This window comes from Nocardioides sp. Z38_18 (assembly GCF_058215695.1).
The window spans coordinates 766353-789635 of record NZ_JBZAJE010000001.1; the positions used below are offsets into that span (position 1 = coordinate 766353).

General features: G+C 68.0%; 20 protein-coding genes and 1 pseudogene. 9 read left to right on the forward strand and 12 right to left on the reverse strand.

From position 1 onward, the window contains the following. Positions 1 to 81: 81 nt before the first annotated feature. Together AC4BGC_RS03700 and AC4BGC_RS03705 are read left to right on the forward strand one after the other, a co-directional pair. Positions 82 to 1824, forward strand: a complete 1743-nt coding sequence (locus AC4BGC_RS03700) for a DUF2207 domain-containing protein (protein ID WP_490554374.1) — start codon at positions 82 to 84, stop codon at positions 1822 to 1824. Positions 1825 to 1884: 60 nt separating this feature from the next. After that, positions 1885 to 2445 (forward strand): LemA family protein, encoded by a 561-nt coding sequence (locus tag AC4BGC_RS03705; protein ID WP_490554375.1) that lies wholly within the window; start codon positions 1885 to 1887, stop codon positions 2443 to 2445. Positions 2446 to 2554: 109 nt separating this feature from the next. On the opposite strand, the gene AC4BGC_RS03710 is transcribed toward AC4BGC_RS03705, so the two are convergent. Then, positions 2555 to 4303 carry a BCCT family transporter gene (locus AC4BGC_RS03710; protein ID WP_490554376.1) on the reverse strand — a complete coding sequence of 583 codons (1749 nt, stop codon included), beginning with the start codon at positions 4301 to 4303 and terminating at the stop codon, positions 2555 to 2557. 109 nt (positions 4304 to 4412) lie between these two features. Between AC4BGC_RS03710 and AC4BGC_RS03715 the strand changes: the two genes are divergently transcribed. Further along, positions 4413 to 6407 carry an ATP-dependent DNA helicase gene (locus tag AC4BGC_RS03715; protein WP_490555711.1) on the forward strand — a complete coding sequence of 665 codons (1995 nt, stop codon included), beginning with the start codon at positions 4413 to 4415 and terminating at the stop codon, positions 6405 to 6407. 36 nt (positions 6408 to 6443) lie between these two features. Here the strand turns inward: AC4BGC_RS03715 and AC4BGC_RS03720 are convergent, their stop codons facing one another. After that, positions 6444 to 8594 (reverse strand): hypothetical protein, encoded by a 2151-nt coding sequence (locus AC4BGC_RS03720; protein ID WP_490554377.1) that lies wholly within the window; start codon positions 8592 to 8594, stop codon positions 6444 to 6446. A gap of 44 nt (positions 8595 to 8638) precedes the next feature. Continuing rightward, a complete protein-coding gene (lexA, locus tag AC4BGC_RS03725) occupies positions 8639 to 9445 on the reverse strand; it encodes a transcriptional repressor LexA (protein ID WP_490554378.1) in 807 nt (268 codons plus the stop codon). A 293-nt stretch (positions 9446 to 9738) separates the two neighbouring features. Between lexA and AC4BGC_RS03730 the strand changes: the two genes are divergently transcribed. Continuing rightward, on the forward strand, positions 9739 to 10299 hold the full coding sequence (locus AC4BGC_RS03730) for a LysM peptidoglycan-binding domain-containing protein (RefSeq protein WP_490554380.1): 561 nt from the start codon (positions 9739 to 9741) through the stop codon (positions 10297 to 10299). A gap of 392 nt (positions 10300 to 10691) precedes the next feature. On the opposite strand, the gene AC4BGC_RS03735 is transcribed toward AC4BGC_RS03730, so the two are convergent. The 5 genes from AC4BGC_RS03735 to AC4BGC_RS03755 all read right to left on the reverse strand — a co-directional run bounded on the left by AC4BGC_RS03735 (position 10692) and on the right by AC4BGC_RS03755 (position 13594). Then, entirely contained in the window at positions 10692 to 11381 is a 690-nt protein-coding gene (locus AC4BGC_RS03735) for a lysoplasmalogenase (RefSeq protein WP_490554381.1), read from the reverse strand. Between the two features lie 41 nt (positions 11382 to 11422). Next, on the reverse strand, positions 11423 to 11854 hold the full coding sequence (locus tag AC4BGC_RS03740) for a hypothetical protein (RefSeq protein ID WP_490554383.1): 432 nt from the start codon (positions 11852 to 11854) through the stop codon (positions 11423 to 11425). Positions 11855 to 12237: 383 nt separating this feature from the next. After that, on the reverse strand, positions 12238 to 12795 hold the full coding sequence (locus AC4BGC_RS03745) for a DUF6318 family protein (RefSeq protein WP_490554384.1): 558 nt from the start codon (positions 12793 to 12795) through the stop codon (positions 12238 to 12240). A gap of 108 nt (positions 12796 to 12903) precedes the next feature. After that, positions 12904 to 13197 (reverse strand): hypothetical protein, encoded by a 294-nt coding sequence (locus AC4BGC_RS03750; RefSeq protein ID WP_490554386.1) that lies wholly within the window; start codon positions 13195 to 13197, stop codon positions 12904 to 12906. Between the two features lie 85 nt (positions 13198 to 13282). Further along, the gene (locus AC4BGC_RS03755) at positions 13283 to 13594 is read right to left on the reverse strand and encodes a hypothetical protein (protein WP_490554387.1); all 312 of its coding nucleotides are present in this window, start codon (positions 13592 to 13594) and stop codon (positions 13283 to 13285) included. Positions 13595 to 13991: 397 nt separating this feature from the next. On the opposite strand from AC4BGC_RS03755, the gene nrdR reads away from it, so the two are divergent. From nrdR to AC4BGC_RS03775, 4 genes are all read left to right on the forward strand, one after another. Continuing rightward, positions 13992 to 14468 carry a transcriptional regulator NrdR gene (gene nrdR, locus AC4BGC_RS03760; RefSeq protein WP_490546013.1) on the forward strand — a complete coding sequence of 159 codons (477 nt, stop codon included), beginning with the start codon at positions 13992 to 13994 and terminating at the stop codon, positions 14466 to 14468. Between the two features lie 133 nt (positions 14469 to 14601). Further along, complete coding sequence (locus AC4BGC_RS03765) at positions 14602 to 17562, forward strand: vitamin B12-dependent ribonucleotide reductase (RefSeq protein WP_490554388.1); 2961 nt, start codon at positions 14602 to 14604, stop codon at positions 17560 to 17562. A gap of 363 nt (positions 17563 to 17925) precedes the next feature. Continuing rightward, positions 17926 to 18441 carry a nucleotidyltransferase family protein gene (locus AC4BGC_RS03770; protein ID WP_490554389.1) on the forward strand — a complete coding sequence of 172 codons (516 nt, stop codon included), beginning with the start codon at positions 17926 to 17928 and terminating at the stop codon, positions 18439 to 18441. Between the two features lie 567 nt (positions 18442 to 19008). After that, positions 19009 to 19374, forward strand: a complete 366-nt coding sequence (locus tag AC4BGC_RS03775; RefSeq protein WP_490554390.1) for a hypothetical protein — start codon at positions 19009 to 19011, stop codon at positions 19372 to 19374. 27 nt (positions 19375 to 19401) lie between these two features. On the opposite strand, the gene AC4BGC_RS03780 is transcribed toward AC4BGC_RS03775, so the two are convergent. The 4 genes and pseudogenes from AC4BGC_RS03780 to AC4BGC_RS03795 all read right to left on the reverse strand — a co-directional run bounded on the left by AC4BGC_RS03780 (position 19402) and on the right by AC4BGC_RS03795 (position 21811). After that, on the reverse strand, positions 19402 to 19572 hold the full coding sequence (locus AC4BGC_RS03780; protein WP_490555745.1) for a hypothetical protein: 171 nt from the start codon (positions 19570 to 19572) through the stop codon (positions 19402 to 19404). Positions 19573 to 19965: 393 nt separating this feature from the next. Next, a pseudogene (locus AC4BGC_RS03785) lies at positions 19966 to 20064 on the reverse strand (DUF2510 domain-containing protein); the annotation flags it as partial. 64 nt (positions 20065 to 20128) lie between these two features. Further along, complete coding sequence (locus tag AC4BGC_RS03790) at positions 20129 to 20464, reverse strand: helix-turn-helix domain-containing protein (RefSeq protein WP_490554391.1); 336 nt, start codon at positions 20462 to 20464, stop codon at positions 20129 to 20131. A gap of 471 nt (positions 20465 to 20935) precedes the next feature. Then, positions 20936 to 21811 (reverse strand): helix-turn-helix domain-containing protein, encoded by an 876-nt coding sequence (locus AC4BGC_RS03795; RefSeq protein ID WP_490554392.1) that lies wholly within the window; start codon positions 21809 to 21811, stop codon positions 20936 to 20938. A gap of 71 nt (positions 21812 to 21882) precedes the next feature. Here AC4BGC_RS03795 and AC4BGC_RS03800 point away from each other — a divergent pair, with 71 nt between their 5' ends. After that, positions 21883 to 23049: a DNA cytosine methyltransferase gene (locus tag AC4BGC_RS03800; RefSeq protein ID WP_490554393.1), complete on the forward strand. Its 1167-nt coding sequence runs from the start codon at positions 21883 to 21885 to the stop codon at positions 23047 to 23049. Positions 23050 to 23283: the final 234 nt, after the last annotated feature.

Genomic DNA, 23283 nt, shown 5'->3' on the forward strand with positions numbered 1-23283 from the left:
CCTCTAGACCGGGGAAACCGGCACCCCGGCCGACCGCACCGTTTCCGACACGGGGAGCGCGGCAGCCAGTAGCGTGCGGGCATGTTGCGCTGGGGGGGCCGCGTTCTCGGGCTGCTCGTGCTCGCCCTGATGCTCGTCTTCCCGGCCCTCTACTGGGGATCGGACGGTGACGAGGGGCGCTTCGACCCGACGAGGATCACCGACTACACGGCCGACTTCGTGGTCTCCGAGGACGGGCGGCTCAGCGCGACCGAGTCGCTGACGGTGGACTTCCGGAGCGACAAGCACGGCATCTTCAGGTTCTTCGACCTGCGCGACCCGGGCGACTCCCGGGTCCGGCTCGAGCCGCAGGACATCGCGGTCACCCGCGACGGCCGGCCCGAGGAATTCGACGTGGAGAACGTCGGGAACAGCCGCTACCGCAACGTGAAGATCGGCTCGGCCTCCCGGGAGATCAGCGGCGAGCACACCTACGTCATCAGCTACACGATCGACGGAGTGCTCGCCCCGGCGGGCGCCGGCTCGCAGTTCTACTGGAACCTCGTCCCCGGGGGCTGGCAGATGGGGATCGACCGAGCGCGGCTGAGCGTCACCCTGCCCGGCCCGCCGCAGGACGTCCGCTGCGCGGTGGGCGTCGGGAGCGCCGACGGGTGCACCGCCGCTGTCAGTGGCAACGGCTTCACGGTCACCACCGGGGAGATTGCCCGGCGTACCCCGTTGACGGTGAAGACCTCGCTCGATCTGGCCGCGCCGGAGCGAGAGCGTTCGGCATGGCCGTTGCGGTGGGACCCGGTCCTGGGCACCAGCACGCCGGCGCTGGTCTCGCTGCTCCTGCTGGCCGCCGCGGCGGGACTGATCGGGGAGTGGTTGGCCAGGCGGACCAGGGAACGCAAGCCGCAGTTCCCGTTGATGTACGCGCCACCAGAGGGAATCGGGCCGGCGCAGGCGGCGTACCTGCACAGCGAGGACGTCGACCAGCGTGCGTTCGTCGCCTCGATCATGCAGACCGCCGAGGTCGGGGCCACCCGGCTCAGTCGCAACGAGGGCGGCTGGAAGGTGACCGACACGATGGAGAAGGCCGCCTGGCAGCGCCTCGACCCGGTCACCGCGTACGCCGTGACCAAGCTCGGCGTCCGCGGCGGCTCGTTCCAGGCCGACGCGAGCGTCAAGGCCGGCAAGAAGCTGCAACGGGCCATCTCCGGATTCGAGTCCGAGGTCGAGTCCTGGGCGAGGCAGCAACACCTGATCGTCACCGCGGGGATCGGCAGCCTCGGTGGTGTCCTGGTGATCGTTGCGGCACTGCTCGCGATCGGGATCGGTGTGGCCAACCCGTTCCACGTCTCGGCCCTCGCGCTGGTCCCGGGGCTGTTCGCCCTGGCCGCGGCCGAGCTGCTGGTGCCGGGTTCGAGCACCAAGCGGACGGAGGCGGGTCGGGAGCTGTGGTCACGGGTCGGCGGGTTCCGCCGGATGCTGGCCACCCCGTCGGCCGAGCAGCGCTTCGACTTCTCCGGACGCAAGGAGCTCTACACCAGCTACATCCCCTGGGCCGTGGCGTTCGGGGTCGCAGAGGAGTGGGCGCGCAAGTATCAGCTCGAGACCGGCGAGGCACCCCCGGAGCCGCACTACCTCGCCGGCTCGGCGGGCGGGTACACCGGCGGGAGCATCGCCTCGGACCTGGTCGAGGACTTCTCCTCGACGGTCAACTCCGCCATCTCGGCGTACGAGGACTCCCAGAGCAGCTCCTCGAGCAGCAGCAGCGGCGGGGGCGGCGGCGGTTTCTCCGGCGGTGGCGGCGGAGGCGGCGGCGGGGGTGGCTCCTGGTGAGTCCCTGCGCCACACTCACGGTGGTCACCGCGGCCACCACACCTGAGAGAAGGAACTGACATGACCACACTGATCGTGATCGCCGTCGTCGTGGTGGCGCTCGTGGGCTTCGGAATCATCGGCTTCAACAAGCTCCGCACCGCCGACATCGGCGCCCAGGAGGCGCTCGGTGGCATCGACGTGCAGCTGACCCGGCGCGCCGACCTGATCCCCAACCTCGTCGAGACGGTGAAGGGCTACGCCACCCACGAGCGGGGGGTCTTCGAGCAGGTCACCAACGCGCGCACCCGGGTGCAGCAGGCGGCGCAGGGTGACGACGTACCGGCCAAGGCCGCGGCCGACGCCGAGCTCACCTCCTCGCTGGTGAGCCTGAACGCGGTCGCGGAGAACTACCCCGACCTGAAGGCGAACACCAACTTCCTCGAGCTGCAGACCCAGCTCGCGGAGACCGAGGACAAGATCTCGTTCGCGCGCCAGTACTACAACGACGCCGTCGCCACCTTGAACAAGCTCACCCAGACGATCCCGTGGATGTTCTTCACCAGCATCGCCAGCGTGCACGAGCGCGACTTCTATCGCGCCCCCGAGGGCCAGGCGACCGCGCCGAGCGTCACGTTCTGAGGGGCGGTTCCGTGGATCCGGTTTCCCAGGTGATGAACCCGAACTGCCTCTTCACACACCCCACGCGGTGTGTGAAGAGGCAGTTTGACCTCTAGACCTGGGAAACCGGCTAGCCCTCCCGCGGCCCAGCCTGCGGCCCAGTCTGCGGCTCGGACTCCGGCTTCTCCTCCACCGAGAGCGAGAAGTCGTCGCCGTGCCGGGTGACGCCGCTGACGACCGCGTCCTCGACAGCGGCTGCGGCGTACTCGCGGCGCACGATCAACGGGTCGGAGCGGAGGTCCTTGACCAGGGCGACGCAGAGACCGATCAGCACCAGCGCGAACGGCAGGGCCGCGACGATGGTCATGTTCTGCAAGCCGGTCAGGGCTGTGTCGCCGCCGATCAGCAGCATCACCGCGGCCACGCCACCGGTGGTGACGCCCCAGAAGATGACGACCCAGCGGCTGGGGGACAGGGTGCCTCGCTCGGACAGCGCGGCCATCACGATCGAGGCGGCGTCGGCTCCGGAGACGAAGAAGATCGCCACCAGGACCATCACGAGCACCGAGGTCAAGGTTGCCCATGGGTACTGCTCCAGCATCGCGAACAGCTGCCCCTCGGCGCTGGACTCGCCGCCGATGTCGGTGCCGCCCTGCTGCAGCTTGATGGCTGCACCACCGAAGACCGCGAACCAGACCAGGCTGACCAGGCTGGGGACGAGCAGCACGCCGGTGACGAACTGCCGGATCGTGCGACCGCGGGAGATCCGGGCGATGAACATGCCCACGAACGGGGTCCACGACATCCACCAGGCCCAGTAGAAGACCGTCCACCCGGAGAGCCACGAGGCCATGCCGTCGCCGCCGGCGGCCTCGGTGCGAGCCGACATCTGCGCGAGGTCCTGGAAGTAGGAGCCCAGCGCCGTGGGGACCAGGTCGAGGATGAACACGGTGGGTCCGACCACGAACACGAACGCCGCCAGGGTCAGCGCGAGCACCATGTTGATGTTGGAGAGCCACTGGATGCCCTTGCTGATGCCCGAGACGGCCGAGGCGATGAAGCAGACGGTGAGTACGGCGATCACGCCGACCAGCACGCCGTTGCCGATCTTGCCGATGCCGCCGACGATCTCGAGGCCACTGCCGATCTGCAGGGCACCGAGGCCCAGTGAGGCGGCCGAGCCGAACAGGGTCGCGAAGATGGCCAGGATGTCGATCACCCGGCCGGCGGGGCCCTCGACGCGACGCTTGCCGATCAGGGAGGTGAACGCCGCGCTGATCAGGTGTGGGCGGCCCTTGCGGTAGACGCCGTACGCGATCGCGATGCCGACCACGGCGTAGATCGCCCACGGGTGCAGTGTCCAGTGGAACAGCGTGGTGGCCATCGCGGTCTGGACGGCGGCCGGGTCGTTCTCGCCCCCGGTGCCGGGAGGCGGGGTGACGAAGTGCGCGAGGGGCTCGCTGACGCCGTAGAACATCAGTCCGATGCCCATGCCGGCGCTGAACATCATCGCCACCCAGGAGATGGTGGAGAACTCCGGGCGCTCGCCGTCGTTGCCCAGCGGGATGTCACCGAACTTGCCCATCGCGAGCCAGATCACGAAGAGCACGAACGCCGAGGCGGTGAGCACGAACAGCCACCCCATCGTGGTGACCGTCCAGTCCAGGGCCGAGGAGGACGCGCTGCCCAGGGAGCCGGTGTCGACGAAGCCCCACACCAGGAAGGCGAGCGCGATCGCGGCGGTGACACCGAAGACGACCCGGTCCAGGCCGCCTGTGGCCTGGTGGTCCTCGACCGGACTTTCCAGGGCCGGGTGGACGGTGAAGTGGCCGCGCCCGGCCCGGCGAGCGGGCTTTGGAGTCTTCTCAGTGGTGGACATCTGACTTGCTTACCCCAGAACGCAACACGTTGACCAGCCTGAAGTGCACCCTCCCGCCTCAGGGTGTGTGCGCGCTCACGGACCTGGTGGAGCCAGGACATAGGGTGCCCTGGTGGTCCAGGAGTCGGTCGAGAAGCGTGATGTGCGGACGGTCCTCGGTGCGACCGTGGCCGAGCTCGGCGGCCAGGAGCGGCCCGGCCAGGTGGCGATGGCGGAGGCCGTCACCGAGGCGATGGAGCGCGGTCGGCACCTCCTCGTCCAGGCCGGCACCGGCACCGGCAAGTCGCTGGCCTACCTCGTCCCGGCGCTGCTGCACCACGACCGGGTCGTGATCGCGACGGCGACCCTGGCCCTGCAGCACCAGCTGGTCGAGCGCGACATCCCGGCGCTGATCGAGGCGGCCGGTGACCAGCTCGGCGAGAACGGCAGCTACGCCGTACTCAAGGGCCGCTCGAACTACGCCTGCCTGCACCGCGTCCGCGAGGGAGTGCCCGACGACCAGGGTGCGCTGGTCGAGCTCCCCGAGGGGTCGCAGGGCGCCGAGGTCCTCGCCCTGCGCGAGTGGGTCGAGGAGGAGGCCAGGGAGAGCGGTACCGGTGAGCGCGACCATGCGCCGCGGCACACCGACCGCATCTGGCGACAGGTCAGCGTGAGCCACCGGGAGTGCCTGGGGGCGGCCAAGTGCCCCTACGGCATGGAGTGCTTTGCCGAGCGCGCCAAGGAGAAGGCGGCGCGATCGCAGCTGATCGTGACCAACCACTCGCTGCTGGCGATCGACGCGATCGAGGGCGTGCCGATGATCCCGGAGTACGACGTCGCGGTGATCGACGAGGCGCACGAGCTCGTCTCGCGGGTGACCCAGGCAGCGACCGACGAGCTCTCGGTCTTCGAGATCGACCGTACGGCGCGCCGCTCCCAGCGCCACGTCGACGGGCCCGAGGCCGACGACCTCGCCGATGCCGGAGAGCGGCTGCGGGACGCGATCGAGGTCAGCGAGCCCGGGCGGATCGACCGGGTGCCCGAGCAGCTCGCTGACGCGATCGTGCTGGTGCGCGACGCGGCGCGAGCACTCGTCTCGGCGTTCCCCAAGGACGCGCCCCGGGGCGGCGAGGGCGGTGGCGCCGACGCGGCGAGCACCCAGGCCAGGGGCTGGGCCCAGGAGCTTTTCAAGGTGGCCGAGCGGATGGCGGCCGGCTCGGACCGCGACGTGCTCTGGATCGCCGACCGCTCCGGCGGGAAGAGCGACCGTCCCCGCGGGTCCTACCCGCTGTGCGTGGCGCCGCTGGAGGTGGCCGGACCGATGCGGGAGAAGCTGCTCGCCGAGAAGACCGTGGTGTTCACCTCGGCCACGCTCAAGCTCGGCGGCGACTTCGACGCGGTCGCGGCCTCGCTGGGGCTGCGCCCCGCCGATCGGGCGACCGAGGCGAGCGAGGGCACCTGGGAGGGGCTCGACGTCGGCTCACCGTTCGACTACGGCCAGCAGGCGATCCTCTACGTCGCCCGGCACCTCCCGCCCCCGGGCCGTGACGGCCTCACCCAGGCCCACCTCGACGAGATCACCGAGCTCGTAGATGCGGCCGACGGCCGCACGCTGGGGCTGTTCTCCAGTCGTCGCGCCGCGGAGGCTGCGGCCGAGCACGTCCGCGAGGCGCTGCCGCACCTGACCACGCTGGCGCAGGGCGACGCGCAGCTGCCCGAGCTGGCCCGGCAGTTCGTCGGCGACCCGCACACCAACCTGTTCGGCACCCTCAGCCTGTGGCAGGGCCTCGACGTGCCCGGTGACACCTGCCAGCTGGTGATCATCGACCGGATCCCGTTCCCACGCCCCGACGACCCACTGATGTCGGCGCGCCAGCGGGCCGCGGACAAGGCCGGGGTCATCGGCTTCATGAAGGTGGCCGCCACGCACGCGGCGCTGCTGATGGCCCAGGGGGCCGGCCGGTTGATCCGCACGACCACCGACCGGGGAGTGGTGGCCTGCCTGGACCCGCGGCTGGTGACGGCTCGCTACGGCGGCTTCCTGCGCGCCAGCCTGCCGCCGATGTGGCAGACGGACGACCCCGCCGTCGTACGCCGGGCGCTGAAGCGGCTGGCCCAGGGCTAGGGCCAAACCGGAGCAGTCCGCGACCTGCCGGAACTGTCAGCGGGCCCGGACGACGCGTGAGGCCGGCGACCACGGCGAGGAGCCGGCCCTGTTCTGGGCCATCACCTTGAACACGTACCGCCCGGCCGGCAGGCGCATCACCAGCGACCTCGCGCTCGCCCGCTGGTAGCCGGAGGTGAACGTGCGCACCACCCGGTTGCGGGCGTTGAGGCGGAACGCCGCGACGCGGTAGCGGGTGATCGCGGCACCGCCGGTGCGGACGGGGGCACCCCAGCGGACCAGCGCGGTCTTGGGTCCGCGGCGGGCGCCGGCGGCCGCTACGCCGATGCGCGGTGCGGTGGGCTTCTTGACCGTGGGAGCCGGGGCCTTGGGGGCCGGGGCCTTGGGAGCCGGGGCCTTGGGGGCGGGGGGCTTCGGCGCAGTGGGCTTGGGTGCCGGGGCGGGGGTCGGCTTGGGCGCCGGCACCGCCGGGGCGCTGGGCGACGGGGTCGCTCCCGGGGCAGGGGACGGCCCCGGACTGGGAGTGGGAGTCGGCGACGGCGAGAGCGGGTCGGTGGGGGTGGTGGGACATCCGGTCGCGGTGAGGCGGTACTGCCCGAGGCTGCCGTAGTCCGACCAGCCGCCCGTGAGCGGATCGCCGTTGCCGACACCGTCGACGCGCAGGTAGTAGGTGCCGAGACCCAGCTCCCGCACGAGGGAGGCGTTCATCCCGGTGGAGACCGGGACGGTGGTGCCGGTGTAGCCGGAGACGGGGGAGTTGCTGACCAGCACCCGGCCGTCGGCGTCGAGGAGGTCCAGCTTGAGGTCGAGCGCGGTCTGGGCGCCGATGCCGGTGACGGAGGCCCGCAGCTCGCTCACGCACGAGCGGGTGATCGCGAAGACATCGGTGTCGGTGCGGGTGCCGATCACCCCGGAGACGTCGTACGACGTGCTGGCGGTGAGCACGGTGGCGGTCTGGACGGTCCCGCCGTGGTCATCGGTGCGCAGCGGGAGTCCGTTGGACTGCATCACGGCGAAGTCGTTCTGGGTGTTGTTGGCCCTGGCGTACTCCCCGATGCTGAACTGGCTCACTGCCCGGTTCATCGAGGAGCCCATCACCGGGCCCCACGCGCGGGTGCCGGCGTAGTAGTCGGTGGACGTGGTGCCGTCGTGCTCGAGTCCCAGGTTGTGCCCGGTCTCGTGGGTGGCCGCCTGCGCCACCGTCATCGGGTCGAAGCCCTTGTTGTAGGCGAAGACCCAGGCCGGCTGGTAGTCGGGGGTGGCCCTGATCAGGTCGAACGTGCGGAGGTAGGCCACTCCGAGGCAGCCGCCGCACACCGACGCCCGGGGAGCCTCGGAGCTGGTCACCACGACGTGGGTGCCGTAGGTGGTGTCGCTCGCCGAGCTCCTGGTGATCGCGGCGACGCCGAGATCCTGCGTGGTGACGTCCACGTCGAACGGGGCATAGCTCTCCGCGACCTGGCGCCAGACCTCCTGGATGAACCCGTGCTCGGAGGCACTGAACGTGCTCGGTGAACCGTCGGTGTCGAAGCCGGTGTGTACGCCGTCGGGGATCGAGCCGCCCTTGGAGGTGTTCCAGCCGGTGCCCGTGACGGTGGCCCCGTCGAAGTCGAGGAAGATCTTGCGGGTGGCGTCCGGCCGGCTGTGCAGGGTGAAGGTCTCGCTCACGGCGTACGCCGCGGCCACGGTCGGGGCGGCGTCACCCGAGGTGGTGGTGACCTCGGCGGGGGCCTCCTCCTCGAAGTAGACACGTCCCTCCGGGGTCAGCCAGACGGTGTCATCCTCGACCAGCAGCTCCTCGAAGCCTGCCGGGGAGAGTCCGTTGCCGGCAGCGACGGCGGGGAGCCGGCCACCGAGCGCGCGCACGGCGGGGCGGCCCTGCATCCGCTCGGGCAGGACACGGGGCTCAGGGTCGGCGGCAGGCTGGGTCCGGTTGTCCGCGAGCGACGCGTCGGGCTTGGACGCGCTGCCCACGGCCTGTTCCTGGACAGCCGGGGTGGGACGCGCACTGCCGGGATCGCCCGCGGGCGTCGAGGGGTCTTCGCCGGCTCCCGGGGCGAGCGGGACGGCTTGCGGGCCGGCGGACGGCTCGCCCGAACGCCCGTCCTGTGCGAGGAGTGCGGGTACGGCGACCAGCAGCAGCGCGAGCACTGCGATGACGCACGCGCGCCAGGACCGTACGGACATTCATGCAGTATATGTCCGAAATAATAGTATTCCGGCCAGTTGTCTCACATCCGGCGCAGGACGGTGGTCACCTTCCCCAGGATGGTGGCGTAGGTGCCGTCGATCGGGTCGTAGGCATCGTTGTGCGGCAGCAGCCAGACCTTGCCGTCGCGGCGCTGGAAGGTCTTCACCGTGGCCTCGCCGTCGAGCATGGCGGCCACGATCTCGCCGTTCTCGGCGTCGGGCTGCTGGCGGATCACCACGTAGTCGCCGTGACAGATGGCGGCGTCGATCATCGAGTCGCCGGAGACCTCGAGCAGGAACAGGGTGCCGTCGCCGACGAGGCTCTTGGGCAGCGGGAAGATCTCCTCGACCTTCTCCTCGGCGAGGATCGGTCCACCAGCGGCGATCCGGCCGACCAGCGGCACCATCGTGGGTGTGGGTACGGCGTCGCCCAGGCCCGTCTGGTCGTAGCCCGCCTCGTCCGCCGAGGCGATCGCACGCCGCGCGGCCATCAGCTCGGGGATGAACACCTCGAGGGCGCGCGGGCGGTTGGGATCGCGCTTGATGAAGCCCTTGCCCTCCAGGACGCGCAGCTGGTGGGCCACGCTGGAGGAGCTGGTGAGCCCGACGAGCTCGCCGATCTCGCGGATGCTCGGCGGGTAGCCGCGCTTCTCGATCGACTCGCGGAGCACGTTGAGGATGCGCTGCTGCCGCGGGGTCAGGCCGGTGCTGTCCGGAGCCGCGTCCGGAAGCTCGGTGACCTTGGCGCCGGCTCCCGCCTCGAGCGTGGCCGCGGTGGTCTTCGGGGCGGTCTTCTTCGCCCGGGGGAGCCGGGTGGGCTTCTGGGGGTCCTGATCGCGAGTCGCCATGGGGAGAACCTAGTCCAGCAACATGCGTCACTTCAAACACATGTTCGAAGGGCGTGTCGCGCTACTTGTCGGTCGTATCAGCCGAACATTTGTTCGACTGGGTGCTTGCTTCGTTCGAACACGTGCCCTAACGTCGTACACGTGTTCGATCGAACATACGCTCGATCAGCCCGGCAGGTCCACGGAAAACGAACTTGTCAGTGGCTGCCGATAGAAATCGATCAACACACAGCAGGGGTCGCCAACCGACCGCTCGGCCACCTGGGCCGGGCACTTCCCCGAAAGGTTGACCGATGAGCACTCTCAGCATTCACCGCCCGCAGGACGCCACCTCCGCCAACGAGGTCGACGCGCGTTTCGACGCCCTGGTCCGCGCCGCGGTCCCGACGCAGCGCGACCGCCGCGTCGAGGTCGACTTCGACCGGGTCTTCGATCTCGACTACGGGCAGCGCGCCCTCGAGGCAGTTCCGGCCCGTCCGGTCCGTTCGGCACCGGCGGCACGCCGGGTCCGCTCCTCGCGCCGGGTCGCCCCGGTTGCGCAGCCTGGTCCGGCCACCCCCCGACGGGTGCGGCTGACCCGCCGCGGCCGCGTGGTCGCCGTGCTCACCTTCCTCGGCCTCGCGCTCGCCCTGATGACCGCCTTCGGCGGCTGGGCCGCCGCGGGCCTCTCCGGAGGCACCCCCGAGCCGGTCCGGGTGATCGAGGTCGCCCCCGGCGACACTCTCTACGACATCGCAGCGGACCTCGCCCAGCCCGGCGAGATCCGCACGATGGTGCACCGGATCAAGGAGCTCAACTCGCTCCCCGGTGGTCAGATCGCCGAGGGCCAGAAGCTCGCGGTCCCGCGCGGCTGACCTTGGCACCAGACGTGCCGACGACCTCTTCGACCCGGGTCGCCGGCACGGGGGACCCGCGGGGTGGGCCGACACGCTCGACCCACCCCGCCCCCCATCCCACCCAAGGTGGTCGAGCAGCGAGCGAAGCGAGCGGCCAGTCGAGACCCACTCACGCGACGGGCAAGGCTCAGCCGCCCACAAGGTGGTCGAGCAGCGAACGAAGTGAGCGGTCAGTCGAGACCACTCAGGCGACAGGCAAGCCTCAGTCACCACAAGGTGGTCGAGCAGCGAACGAAGTGAGCGGCCAGTCGAGACCACTCTGGCGACAGGCAAGCCTCAGTCACCACAAGCTGGTCGAGCAGCGAACCAATTGAGCGGTCAGTCGAGACCACTCCAGGCGAGCAGCACGCTCAGGCCCGCGCAGCACCCTCACTGAGCAGGAATTGCCCCGCCGTGTATGTCGCCATCACAGCCGTCTCCAACGCCTCCGGCGGATCAGTGAGTGCAAACTCCCTCAGCCCGAGCAGTGTGTCGGAGAGCAGGAACAGCCCCGCACCGGCAGCGGTCATCCGGCGAGCCGTCGGCGAGAGGCCGTCATCGAGCATCGTCGCCGCGGCCGCCATTGCGGACAGCAGGGTCGAGTACCCGAGCACCGGGCCGCCCAGCTCGCGCTGCCGGCGTCCCGCGAGCACCGCGATCGCAGGTCCAGTAACCGCCCACGTCCCGACGACAGCCCGGGCCCCTGGGCCCGCGGTGAGCGTCCCGGCTCCACCATGACGCAGGAAACCGGTCAGGTAGGCCACGTGTCCCACACCGAAGGACCCGGCACCGGCCAGGAACGCGCGCGTACCCGGTCGCAGCAGGGCGACGTCGCCGCCCCAGCCGGCCGCCTGGGCGACGAGCGTCGTCGTGCGCAGGGGGGATGTGCGGGCGCGGGGATCGGTGGCCAGCGATCCCGCGAGCACGGGCATCAGTAGTGGCTTGGTCACCAGACGGGCGCGGTGCGCCCACCTGTCCGGGCGGCCCGAGAGCCAGGTGTCGGTGGCTGCCAAGCCGGCGTAGGCGAGCTTGAGTCTGGTGGAGGTTCTCGGCGTTCGCACCGGGGGAACCTAGTGCACGGGCAGGCCTCGCACGAACCTGATCAGTGCCCACGCCCGCTCAGCGCCGGACTCGCCTCCGCGACCCGCAGTGCAGTGGCGGGACCGGAGGTGGTCACGGTGCCGTTGACGGGCCGCAGGGGACCGCCGTTGAGGGAGTACTCCGCGCTCCAGGTCACCACCACCCGGTGCGCGACCGTGCGGTGCGCGTCGGCATAGCGGTGCACGATCTCCTTGGCCGGGTACGGCGCTCCCGGGGTCGTGGTCACCGCCGTCGTCCCGTCGCCGTGCACCCACTCGAACCGGCTCGGCACGATCTCGAGACGCACGGACTGTCCGAGCAAGGTGACCTGGCGGGTCAGCGGCTCGGCCCGCGTGAAGAAGATCGTGTCGAAGTTGATCAGTGTCTTGTCCGCCGGCTGGCTCTGCGAGCGAAGCGACGGCAGCGGGACCCGCCGGAACGCTGCCAGGATCATCGCCTCGGTCACCTGCGGGGGAGCGGCGGCAAGTGCGGGAGGTCCTTCGCCTCCGTAACAGACCAGGTCCAGCGGTGTCGCCGGCGGAGGCGTCACCCGCCAGAGTCGAGCCAGGCTCTCTCCCGGAGCGCAGTTGTTCGCAGCGCACATCGGATCGTCGCCGTCGCTGGACAGTAGGCAGGGGGAGCGGTACTCGTATCGAACGGGGTTGCTGCGGCTGGGGATGGTTCCCGCAGTTGCTTGCCGCTTTGGGCTACGGGTGGAGGGCTGGTGCACTGATCGGGACCAGGTGTCGAAGCTATTGGAGCTCGGCCCGACCTTCGGGTCAGCCTCGATGGGCCAGGCCCAGCTGAGGTGGAGCATGACGATTATCGAGAGAAGCTTCATTGCTGCGGATCCAGTGCGCTGACTTGCCATCGTTCCTCGCTCCAGCGCAACTGGAACGCCTTGAGGACGTTTCGCCGCCCAGGCGATGTCGTCTGGCTTCCGCTTGCGTTGCGGATCCAAGTTTGAGGTTCATAGTCAACGACGGCGTCCACATAGGCGATGCCGTCTGTTATCGCGTAGAACTTCAGTCTCGTGGGTCGCCATGCCCCGCCCTCAAGCGATCCCCCGGCTTCATATGTCGCTCGGATTCCCTCAGTGATCGCATCACATCGCGTGCACTGCGCCGTGTAGGTAGCGACAAAGCCTGAGGTGTCGCCGGTTTCCCCTGCGTACTCCATGGCGGCAAGAAAGTGTCGGACGGCCGCCTCAGCCCCCGCGCGCGTCTTCGCCTTCGCCGCCTCCGGCATCACCGGCGCGCTCGGGCTCGCCGAGGGCGACGTACTCTTCGTCGGCTTCGGCGCCGGGGCCGGCTCGGGGTTGCCGCCTCCGCACCCACTCACGAGGAGCGCGAGCAGCGTCGCCGTGGCAGCGAGTCGGGGTGCCAGTGTGCGCATTGGCCACTCACCGCCCAGGATTGCTCGCGCCTGCAGTCCTCGGCAGTCAACTACTGCCGGAACGCGGTGGCTAGACCGAATCCGTGGCTGTGGACAACGCGCGCGCGGTCAGCTGTAGCGGTGGTTCTTCTCCGAGTGACCGGCGTCGCGGGTGCAGGAGCGGCCGTTCATCGACTTGTGCCCGCAGCGCTCGGCCTCGGGTGCGGCTGCCGCGTCGTCTGCTGCCGATTTGCTCTTGGCGGCCTTGCTCGGCGTCGCCTTGCTCGGCGTGACCTTCGCGCGCGGGGCGACGGGCGCCCCTCCTGCGGCAGCGGCAGCTGCCTCACGGCGGGTGGGTCCGCTGGCGCTGTCGCGGGCGTACCTGGCCTCGCGCATGGCCCTGAGGGCGTCGACTTTGCTCACCGGCTGAGCCTACGACGCGACGGTGACAGACCCGTGGCGGCAGGGCCGGTGCGTGACAGGGAGCACGGCCACGGTGCCACTCGCGCTAGTGACCGGCTCGTCGACGCCCACCCTTGGGGCGCGCGGGGACGGGGCGCCCCTGCACCGCGGCGAGGAGCCGGGTGCCGAGCAGCAGGGCTGCGAACAGGCACGTCGCGGCACCGATCGTGGTGATGCCCAGGAGGACCCAGGCGACCGACCGGCCGGCACGGGCCTCGCCGCCGAAGTCGATCGCGGCGTACACCAGCACGCCCCACGCGACCAGCGTCGCCGTGACCGCCAGGGCGAGCCCGAGCACACGCAGGCCCGGTGGACGTGCCTCGTCCCCCGGTGTCAGCGTCCCTTCCTGCGTGTCCACAGGCTCATCTTCACCCAGAACGACGATCCACAGGGAGTGCTGATCCACAGGACGGCCGTACGCCGCAAAACGGACGGACGAACGGGTGGGTACAGACCACCCGAAATGACTATTTCGAACCGGCCCTCCGCGCTCTGACCTGCGACAACGCGAGCAGCCCGGCATCGGCCCGGATTCGTTTCCCTGATGGTGTTGCACCCCTCGGGCCGCAGGCGTACGGTTACCACTACATCTAGTAGTTACACCGTTGTAGTTATCCACATCTAGTCGCACAGGACAGATGGGGTTTCCCACAGAAACCCGGGTTATCCACCGCGGAATCCACAGGAGAACACACAGGTTGGACCTGTGTGGAGCCCTGACAAGTGGCACGAGAACCCCCTGAGAGGAGCCCCGGATGCACTGTCCCTTCTGTCGCAACTCAGACACCCGGGTGCTCGACTCACGGGTCGCCGACGACGGCTCCTCCATCCGTCGTCGGCGCTCGTGCCCCACGTGTGAGAAGCGGTTCACCACGGTCGAGCAGATGCAGCTCTCGGTGATCAAGCGCAGCGGCACCTCCGAGCCGTTCACCCGTGAGAAGGCCGTCGCCGGCGTACGCAAGGCGTGCAAGGGCCGGCCCGTCTCCGAGGACGACCTGGCCCGTCTCGGCCAGACCGTCGAGGACACCCTGCGCAGCGTCGGCTTCGCGGAGGTGCCGGCCAACGAGATCGGCCTGGCCATCCTGGGTCCGCTGCGTGAGCTCGACGAGGTGGCCTACCTCCGGTTCGCCAGCGTCTACCGCGCGTTCGAGTCCGCCGAGGACTTCGAGACCGAGATCGCGATGCTCCGGCTCGACCGGCCGAACGCCGTACAACCTCAGCCCACGGGCTGACCACAGACCGCCCGGCGTGGTCGTGGGGAAGCGACCGCGCTGGGCAACCAGCAGCAGGCAACACGCAGCAAGACGAAGACAAGCAGCACTCGAGAAGTACGACGACGCGAAACGAATCAGGGAGCAGGGGAACATGACGGAAACGGTGACCGGGACCGGAGCACGCGGGCGCAACAAGAAGGGGCTGAAGATCGAGCGGGTCTTCTCCACCGAGGGTGTGCACCCCTACGACGAGCTGACCTGGGAGCGCCGCGACGTCCACCAGCAGAACTGGAAGACCGGCGCGGTCGTCTTCGAGCAGCGCGGCGTGGAGTTCCCCAGCACCTGGAGCGTGAACGCCTCCACGATCGTCACCACCAAGTACTTCCGCGGCGCCGTCGGCACCGAGGCCCGTGAGACCAGCCTCAAGCAGCTCATCGACCGGGTCGTGAAGACCTACACCCGCAGCGGCGAGGAGAACGGCTACTTCGCCACCCCCGCCGACGCCGAGCTCTTCGAGCACGAGCTCACCTGGCTGCTGGTCAACCAGTACTTCTCGTTCAACTCTCCCGTGTGGTTCAACGTCGGCACCCCGTCGCCGCAGCAGGTCTCCGCGTGCTTCATCCTCTCGGTCGACGACTCGATGGACTCGATCCTGAACTGGTACAAGGAAGAGGGCTTCATCTTCAAGGGCGGCTCCGGTGCCGGCCTGAACCTCTCCCGGATCCGTTCCTCCAAGGAGCTCCTCTCCAGCGGCGGTACGGCGAGCGGCCCGGTCTCCTTCATGCGCGGCGCCGACGCCTCCGCGGGCACCATCAAGTCGGGCGGCGCCACGCGTCGTGCGGCCAAGATGGTCGTCCTCGACGTCGATCACCCCGACATCGTGGAGTTCGTCGAGACCAAGGCGAAGGAAGAGAACAAGATCCGCGCCCTGCGCGACGCCGGGTTCGACATGGACCTCGGCGGCGCCGACATCGTCAGCGTGCAGTACCAGAACGCCAACAACTCGGTCCGCGTCAGCGACGAGTTCATGCGTGCGGTCGAGGACGGCACTGAGTTCGGGCTGCGCTCGCGCGGCACCGGCGAGGTCATCGAGACCATCGACGCCCGCGAGCTGTTCACCAAGATCAGCGAGGCCGCCTGGGCCTGCGCCGACCCGGGTCTGCAGTACGACGACACGATCAACGACTGGCACACCAACCCCGAGACCGGCCGGATCACCGCGTCCAACCCGTGCTCGGAGTACATGTCGCTGGACAACTCCTCGTGCAACTTGGCGTCGCTGAACCTGCTGAAGTTCCTCAAGGACGACGACACCTTCGACGCCGCCCTGTTCGCCAAGGCGGTCGACTTCATCATCACCGCGATGGACATCTCGATCTGCTTCGCGGACTTCCCGACCGAGCCGATCGGCGAGACCACCCGCAACTACCGCCAGCTCGGCATCGGCTACGCCAACCTCGGCGCCCTGCTGATGGCAATGGGCCTGGGCTATGACTCCGACGGTGGCCGCGCGATGGCTGCGACGATCACCTCGCTGCTCACCGGCCAGTCCTACCGCCGCTCCGCCGAGCTCGCTGCCGTCGTCGGCCCGTACGCCGGCTACGCCCGCAACGCCGACGCGCACAAGCGGGTCATGCGCAAGCACCAGGCCGCCAACGACGTGGTGCGCACCCTCGGCGTGCACGACGCCGGCGTACACAAGCTGGCGACGAAGGCCTGGGCCGATGTGCAGAAGCTCGGTGAGAAGAACGGCTTCCGCAACGCGCAGGCCTCCGTGCTCGCGCCCACCGGCACCATCGGCTTCATGATGGACTGCGACACCACCGGCATCGAGCCGGACTTCTCGCTGGTCAAGTTCAAGAAGCTCGTCGGCGGCGGCTCGATGCAGATCGTGAACCAGACGATCCCGCGGGCGCTGAAGAAGATGGGCTACGCCCAGGAGACCATCGAGGCGATCGTCGAGTTCATCGGCGAGAACGGCCACGTCATCGACGCGCCCGGCCTCAAGCCCGAGCACTACGAGGTCTTCGACTGCGCGATGGGCGCCCGCGCCCTCAAGCCGATGGGCCACGTGCGGATGATGGCTGCCTGCCAGCCGTTCCTCTCCGGTGCGATCTCCAAGACGGTGAACCTGCCGGAGACCGCGACGGTCGAGGAGATCGAGGACATCTACCTGCAGTCCTGGAAGCTCGGCCTCAAGGCGACGGCCGTCTACCGCGACAACTGCAAGGTCGGCCAGCCGCTCTCCGACGGCAAGTCCGACTCCGCGAAGAAGGACCAGGGCATCTCGACCTCAGTCGAGACGCCTGAGGTCGTCGAGAAGGTCGTGGAGATCCACAAGCCGTTCCGCAAGCGTCTCCCCAAGAGCCGCAAGTCGCTGACCACGAGCTTCACCGTGGGTGGCGCGGAGGGCTACATGACCTCCGGTGCGCACGCCGACGGCGAGCTCGGCGAGGTCTTCCTCAAGCTCGGCAAGCAGGGCTCCACCCTGGCCGGCGTGATGGACGCCTTCTCGATCGCGGTGTCCATCGGCCTGCAGTACGGCGTCCCGCTGGAGACCTACGTCTCGAAGTTCACCAACCTGCGCTTCGAGCCCTCGGGCATGACCGACGACCCCGACATCCGGATGAGCCAGTCCCTGATGGACTATGTCTTCCGCCGCCTGGCGCTGGACTACCTGTCCTTCGAGGACCGCTCCATGCTCGGCATCTACTCCGCCGAGGAGCGCCAGCGCCACCTCGAGACCGGCTCGTATGAGCCCATCGAGGAGACCGGGGGAGCCGACGAACTCATCCAGATCGACATCGCCGAGGCCAAGGGCGCCTCACAGGTGGTCGAGCAGGGAGCGAAGCGAGCGGACAGCCGAGACCACTCTGGCGACGTCGACAACCGCGCCGAGGTCATCGAGACTAAGGACACCCACGGCGCCGAGTCCCGCGAGGTCCCGGCCAAGGTCGGCACGGGGGAGGCCCACACCTCCGCCGAGCTCTTCGAGAAGATCACCGGCGTCGCAGTTGACTCGCCCCTGTGCATGACCTGCGGGACGAAGATGCGGCCTGCTGGTAGCTGCTTCGTGTGCGAGGGCTGCGGGAGTACCAGCGGCTGCAGCTGATGTCGAGTTGCACGCGTTTGTCAGCGGTCAGTTGCACGTTCTGTCAGCGAATTGCATGACTGCCAATCCCTATGACTATGAGTCCTAGAGATTGATAGTGATGATGATCTGTTCACACTTCCGGCCCGGTCTTCCCTTCACGGGGGAGGCCGGGCCGGACTTGTTCAAGGGTCGACGCAGCACCGAGATGTCGGTGGTGCTTGATCTGATGTCCGGGGGCTCGCCGAGTCCCCGGAAACACAAGAACCCGGCCTTGCAGGGCCGGGTTCGCGTGGCACAGACAGGTGATGTCTGGTGCGGGTGTTGGTATCCGTATGAGATCACCGATCTGCGCAGTCTGGCAACCAGCAGTTCGGAGATGAGATGTACCAGCGACAAGAAGAGCCCGAGCCCACCCTGGAAGACCTCCTCGAGAGGGCCCTGGGCAACATCCAGGTCGACGACGAGGAACTCGAGGCCGCCCGCGACCGGCGGGATCTGCTCGCTGCGGCGCTCCGCGCCGAGTTCCCCAAGTCGGAGGTGTACCTCAATGGGAGCGTCGCCCACGGTGACGCGCTCACCCCGCTGACCGATGTCGACGTCGGGGTCATCGTCGCCGAGGCCGAGCACACCCACGGACCCGGCAAGCGCGGCCCAGCGGACCTCATGGACCGCGCAGCGGCTCCGCTCGCGGTCAGCGGGCCAGCACAGTGTCGTGGGCTCATCCCGCCCTCCGGGGGGCCATCAGCGGCGCCGGGTGTCCCCGGGGTGCGGCTCCGGTCGGCGTCGATGAGCAGGAAGCTGCGCAGGTGGACCAGGCGCACCACCCGGCCAGACCGCGGACCGCGCCCGGCTCCAGGACCACGTCGCCGGCGCGACGGGCGGCGGTTCGCCGGGTGAGGTGGTGGTTGACGGTGCCCCGTGCTCGAGGTGCCACTCGATCGCGGGCGCAGATCTGGGTCGCCTTGGTGACGCGTCGGCTCAGGCGCCGGGGGAGCGACGATCTGCATGTCCTCGGTGTCGGCAGGTCTGCAGGGCCCTCGGTTGCGCGAAAGGCGCTGCATCTGTCGTCTCTCGGCCCTAGGGTCCCGGTGAGTACCGCTTGCCTCGGGGCCAGCTCGAGGCGCACGCACAGAGAGGTTCGCGATGAGCGACCAGTCACCCCCTCCGGCTCCCGGTGCCGCCGGACCAACCTGCGCGAACGGGCACCCGCTGGCGCAAGGGCACACGTTCTGCCCCCAGTGCGGAGCGGGTGCCGCCAGCGTTTCCCCGGCGAGCCCCCCTGTTGCGGGGTCCGGTCCTTCGCCGACCGCACCACCCGTCACTTCCCAGCGTGCTGCGCCAGCTTCCGCCCCGACGTATCCGCGGTCGCCCTTGCCTGCGCACCCGCCGACCTCACCACCGTCAGCGGGTCCTGCGCAGTCTCGATCCCCGCGCTACCTCGCCGCCGCCGCAGGGGGGCTCGGCGTGCTGGTGCTGCTCGTGGTCGTGCTGGTCGCGCTGACTCCGTCGGAGCACACGATCACAGGGACCCTGGACCTCGACTGGACTGGTGATGCCGGCAGTCTCTCGTGCTCGGGTTCTGGCGGCTACGACGATATCTATGGCGGGCAGACAGTACTGGTCAAGGACTCGGCCGGAGAGACTATCGCCACCGGGGAGCTCGAGGGGGGTGAGCCAGGTGAGGGCGTGTGCACCTTCGAGTTCACGGTCGAGGACGTCCCCGAGGAGAAGTACTACGACATCAGCACCTCGGGTCGCACAGGGATCACCATGTCGCTCTCGGAGATGGAGTCCCAGGACTGGGAAGTCGGCCTCTCTCTGGGCGGCTGATGCCCCACGCGGGTCGGGTCGAGACGATCAATACCCCATCTCGGATCGTTCCTCGGCGTTCTCGGGGAACCCGGGGGTCGTGTGGAGGGTGATGGACTCGTAGTTCTCCGGGAGACCTTCGGCGTGCTGGTCGTTGGACCCGCAGTTGAACGTGAATTCCTCGCCGGGGGAGATGAACTCCCCTGGGGAGGAGTTCATGCACGAGGCGCTGAGCAGTTGTCGCCCAGCGCTGTCGAGGAACGTGACCTGGGTGTAAGCCGAATGCTCGACGTTGTCGGTGTTGCGTCCGTTGATGCTCCACTGCAGTACAGAGTCCCTGACCAGTGGTTCGTAGACGAACCAAGGGCCGACCTGTTCTCCCGCACGGCTATCTTGCGCAACGTCCTGGGTCGCTTCTGTGGTTCGGCTCTGGCTCCACCATACGGCGCCTGCCACTAGTACCAAGGCCATCGTGCCTGCCACGATCACCGCCAAGCGCGGACGCACACGCCTGGGGCGGCGGGAGGGGCCGGCCGCGTCGACCAGCCCCGTGCTCGGCACCGAGCCCGCCTTTGGGGGGGTCGACGGGGCGGCAGTGACCGGGCTGCTGGGAGCGGGCGCGCGGTGGTCGGTCCAGACGATCCCGTCCCAATAGCGGAGGACGGTTCCGTCCTCCGGGTCTTGGTACCAGCCGGAAGGGGCAGGGTCCACGTCGTCCTCGAAGTGCTGGAGGGTGCAGGTGTTGGGCCTTCCTACCAGTGATCGTCGTCCCCTGTCACCCAGGTACCAGAGTCCAGACCGCGGGGGTTGAGTCCGTGGACGCGACCAGCCCTCGCTCGGCCAAACTGCGCAGCATCCGGGGAGTGTTGGTGTCCTTCTTTCCCGTTGCCTTGGCCACTTCGGCCGACGTCAAGCCCTTCGCGCCCGCCTCACGAACTGCTTCAAGGACGGCCTCCTGCGACTTGCCGAGCTTCGGCGAACGTGGGGCTTCGCGGGCGGCCGAAACCCCCGGAACCACTTCGGGGGCCGAACGAAGACGCTGGGCGAACGTCAAGAGTGCCTGGCCGACGTCTTCGGCGAGACCCGCTATGGCGGTGTCGAGAGGAGTCACGTCACTATGATAGTGCAAGTTGATAGTGATAGCGATTGGCAGCGATGCAACTGCTACTGACAACTCGACGCAACTGGACAGCTGATGGCGAATCTCGAAAGTTGAGAGCGCGAATCTCACGAGATAAGAGACTCGGCTTCTAGGCCCGGCAACACAAAGGCCGCCACCCGATTGGGTGGCGGCTTTGGTGTTGTTGGCGGTGGCAATACATAAGGAACACGGCGAGTGCCGCCCGCGTGGTAGTAGCGCGGCTGTGGGCCGTTGACCTGATGGGTCACCAAGCCTGCGGGCGCTGTGGGTCACCGAGGGCGCGGAGTCTGTTCCTAGAGGTGGATGTAGAGGACCGCGCGTGAGTAGTGCAGGTCACCTGCACTTAAGAGCGGTGAGCTCCACGCCCCTCAGAGGTCGAGGAAGCATGGCCGGCAAGCCACACTAGGCCCTTCATCAAACCTGAGACTGGATAACAAGCGCTCAGGCCCACCGCCGCGCGTAGGGGTAGAATCTATCGTCTTGAAACGCGAGCGTCATGTCCTTGAGAGATTGGGTCTTGATGACCGCCGTCTTGCCCGAGTCACCTGCCGTGTTGCTCAGTGCGAAGTCGCAGAGGTCGAGGTGCCCAATGCGAACCTCCCAGATCCATGGGGTCTTGCCTCGACCTTCACGGCCCCGGACATAGGTCCCGTCCGTGCTCCCGAGAGCATAGCGGAACGTTATGTACATACCCGATTTCGCTAGGTGGCCCTTGGGGTAGTTGGTCTCGAGAGCCATCTTTAGTTCAAGGTTCGGCAGGTGCGGCTTCTGGGGTACGAGGTCTGGGAACGCGTGTGGCCGGTTGCGGAGGTACTGCCCCGCCGAAGCGTTAGCCAGCCCTGCTCCCAGTAGGTTGCCAATCATCGACGATAGGTTCGCCAGTTCGACCAACCCAGCGATGGGTTCAGAACCGGCTTTGAGAAGTTCGGCGTCAATCAGGTCCAACGTGTCGTAGGTGTGCTCGATCGCCTCACGGATCATCGCGCCAGTTAACCCGCAAAGACGCTCAACCTGAGACGCGTTCCTTGAGGTCTCGGAGGGGAGTCGGCGTGGAGTCTTGACGACCTGTGGAGAGCCTGCTGCCTCTGCTAAGCCGACAATAACTGAGAATTGAACGTCGAGCGCCCTGGCAACGGCATGTGCCGAGCCCAGAGTCATGCTCCGTTCGCCGCGCTCAATCAGGCCCAGGCTGGTGCGGTGTAGCCCGCTCCTGTCGGCCAGTTCCTCTAGAGTCCAGCCCTCCGCTTTGCGTAGGCGCGCTATGACCGCGGCCACCTCTTGGCTAAGGCTGTCTCCTGGTTCCACCGTGTCTTTCACAGGCGGAGACCCTATGGTCGGGTACGCTTCGCGTCTACGAGACTATCGTCTCCACCGGATGAAGGGCTGGGATGGGCAAGCTCAAGGTCATGGACCTGTTCTGCGGAACAGGCGGCTTTTCCAAGGGGTTCGAGCGAACAGGCCTATTTGAGACTGTCTACGGTATCGATCTGTTGCCCTTGTCGGTGGAGACGTTCAAGTTGAATCACCCTGGGGCTCACGCGGTGGCGGGGGATATCCGAAAATACCCCCGTTCTGCCGTTGCCGAGACGACCGGCCTGTATGGCAACGCAGTGGACGTCATCATCGGAGGGCCGCCATGCCAAGGCTTCTCGTCTATCAGGCCGAACAGATCCACGAGTTTCGACGATCCTCGGAACACTCTGTTTGAGGAGTTTGCTGCCTACGTGGGCTTCTGGCGGCCCAAGGTGCTCGTGTTCGAGAACGTAGTTGGCCTTGCGACACATAAGGATGGGGCGGACCTGATGGCCGTCCAAGAGGAGTTCGAAACGTTGGGGTACGACACCGAGTGGCGGATCCTGAACGCAGCTAACTTTGGTGTTCCGCAGAAACGGGAGCGTTTGATCCTGATCGGTGTCGAGCGCGGCGGCGATATTCGCTGGCCCTTACCCACGCATGGTGGCCGCTATCGGACCATAGGCCACCGGCAGCGTGATCGAATGCTTGCGCCTCCCGACAGCGACCTGTTCGGCGAGACCGCCGAGCTGCCTCCCGCGGTCACCGTCATGGACGCGATTGGAGACCTCCCGCCTGTGGAATCGGGTCAGGAGGCGACTCAGTACATCATCGATCCCAAGAATGATTTTCAGCGGGAGCGCCGTGCGAAGGCGTTGGATCTGACCATGCATGCTTCAACAAGGCACACAGCAAAGATGATGGAAATCATTCGTCACGCGGGACCAAATATCTCTAGCATCCCCAAACACCTCATCACCAGTGGTTTCTCGAGTTGCTACTCGCGCTTGGACCCGGATGAGCCTGCCCCGACGATCACGGTCAATTTCATTCATCCGGCATCGAACAAGTGCATTCACCCGTACCAACAGCGCGCGCTCACGGTTCGTGAGGGAGCGCGCTTACAGTCGTACGACGATGACTTCCAGTTCGCTGGCAGCAATCGCTCGAAAATTGCTAAGCAAATCGGTAATGCTGTTCCGCCGCTTTTGGGCGAAGTCATCGGACGTGCGGTTGCGGAGATGATCGGGATCGACCCGTAGGCGCGAATGCCGCATAGGTCACCCATTGGCTGCTTGTCTCCGGCCGCTTGCGTAGTCCCTATACGCCTCATGACATTGAGGGCATCTGCACCCGTTGGCGTACGTCGAATACCTTGCGTGCTTCTGCCCCGCGAACCCGGTCTGCTTCAATCGCTCGCGATATTGTCGTGCTGCTAGCGCATTAGCTGCCCTGCAGTCATTGCAGCGACAGCCCGCGCTGTACCTGGATTCGGT

Coding starts and splice junctions, on each gene's coding strand:
- AC4BGC_RS03710 (WP_490554376.1), bottom strand. CDS start 4,303: ATGTCCACCACTGAGAAGACTCCAAAGCCCGCTCGCCGGGCCGGGCGC.
- AC4BGC_RS03800 (WP_490554393.1), top strand. CDS start 21,883: ATGGGCAAGCTCAAGGTCATGGACCTGTTCTGCGGAACAGGCGGCTTT.
- AC4BGC_RS03705 (WP_490554375.1), top strand. CDS start 1,885: ATGACCACACTGATCGTGATCGCCGTCGTCGTGGTGGCGCTCGTGGGC.
- lexA (WP_490554378.1), bottom strand. CDS start 9,445: ATGGCGACTCGCGATCAGGACCCCCAGAAGCCCACCCGGCTCCCCCGG.
- AC4BGC_RS03720 (WP_490554377.1), bottom strand. CDS start 8,594: ATGTCCGTACGGTCCTGGCGCGCGTGCGTCATCGCAGTGCTCGCGCTG.
- AC4BGC_RS03770 (WP_490554389.1), top strand. CDS start 17,926: ATGTACCAGCGACAAGAAGAGCCCGAGCCCACCCTGGAAGACCTCCTC.
- AC4BGC_RS03700 (WP_490554374.1), top strand. CDS start 82: ATGTTGCGCTGGGGGGGCCGCGTTCTCGGGCTGCTCGTGCTCGCCCTG.
- nrdR (WP_490546013.1), top strand. CDS start 13,992: ATGCACTGTCCCTTCTGTCGCAACTCAGACACCCGGGTGCTCGACTCA.
- AC4BGC_RS03780 (WP_490555745.1), bottom strand. CDS start 19,572: ATGAACTCCTCCCCAGGGGAGTTCATCTCCCCCGGCGAGGAATTCACG.
- AC4BGC_RS03745 (WP_490554384.1), bottom strand. CDS start 12,795: ATGCGCACACTGGCACCCCGACTCGCTGCCACGGCGACGCTGCTCGCG.
- AC4BGC_RS03740 (WP_490554383.1), bottom strand. CDS start 11,854: ATGATCCTGGCAGCGTTCCGGCGGGTCCCGCTGCCGTCGCTTCGCTCG.
- AC4BGC_RS03730 (WP_490554380.1), top strand. CDS start 9,739: ATGAGCACTCTCAGCATTCACCGCCCGCAGGACGCCACCTCCGCCAAC.
- AC4BGC_RS03765 (WP_490554388.1), top strand. CDS start 14,602: ATGACGGAAACGGTGACCGGGACCGGAGCACGCGGGCGCAACAAGAAG.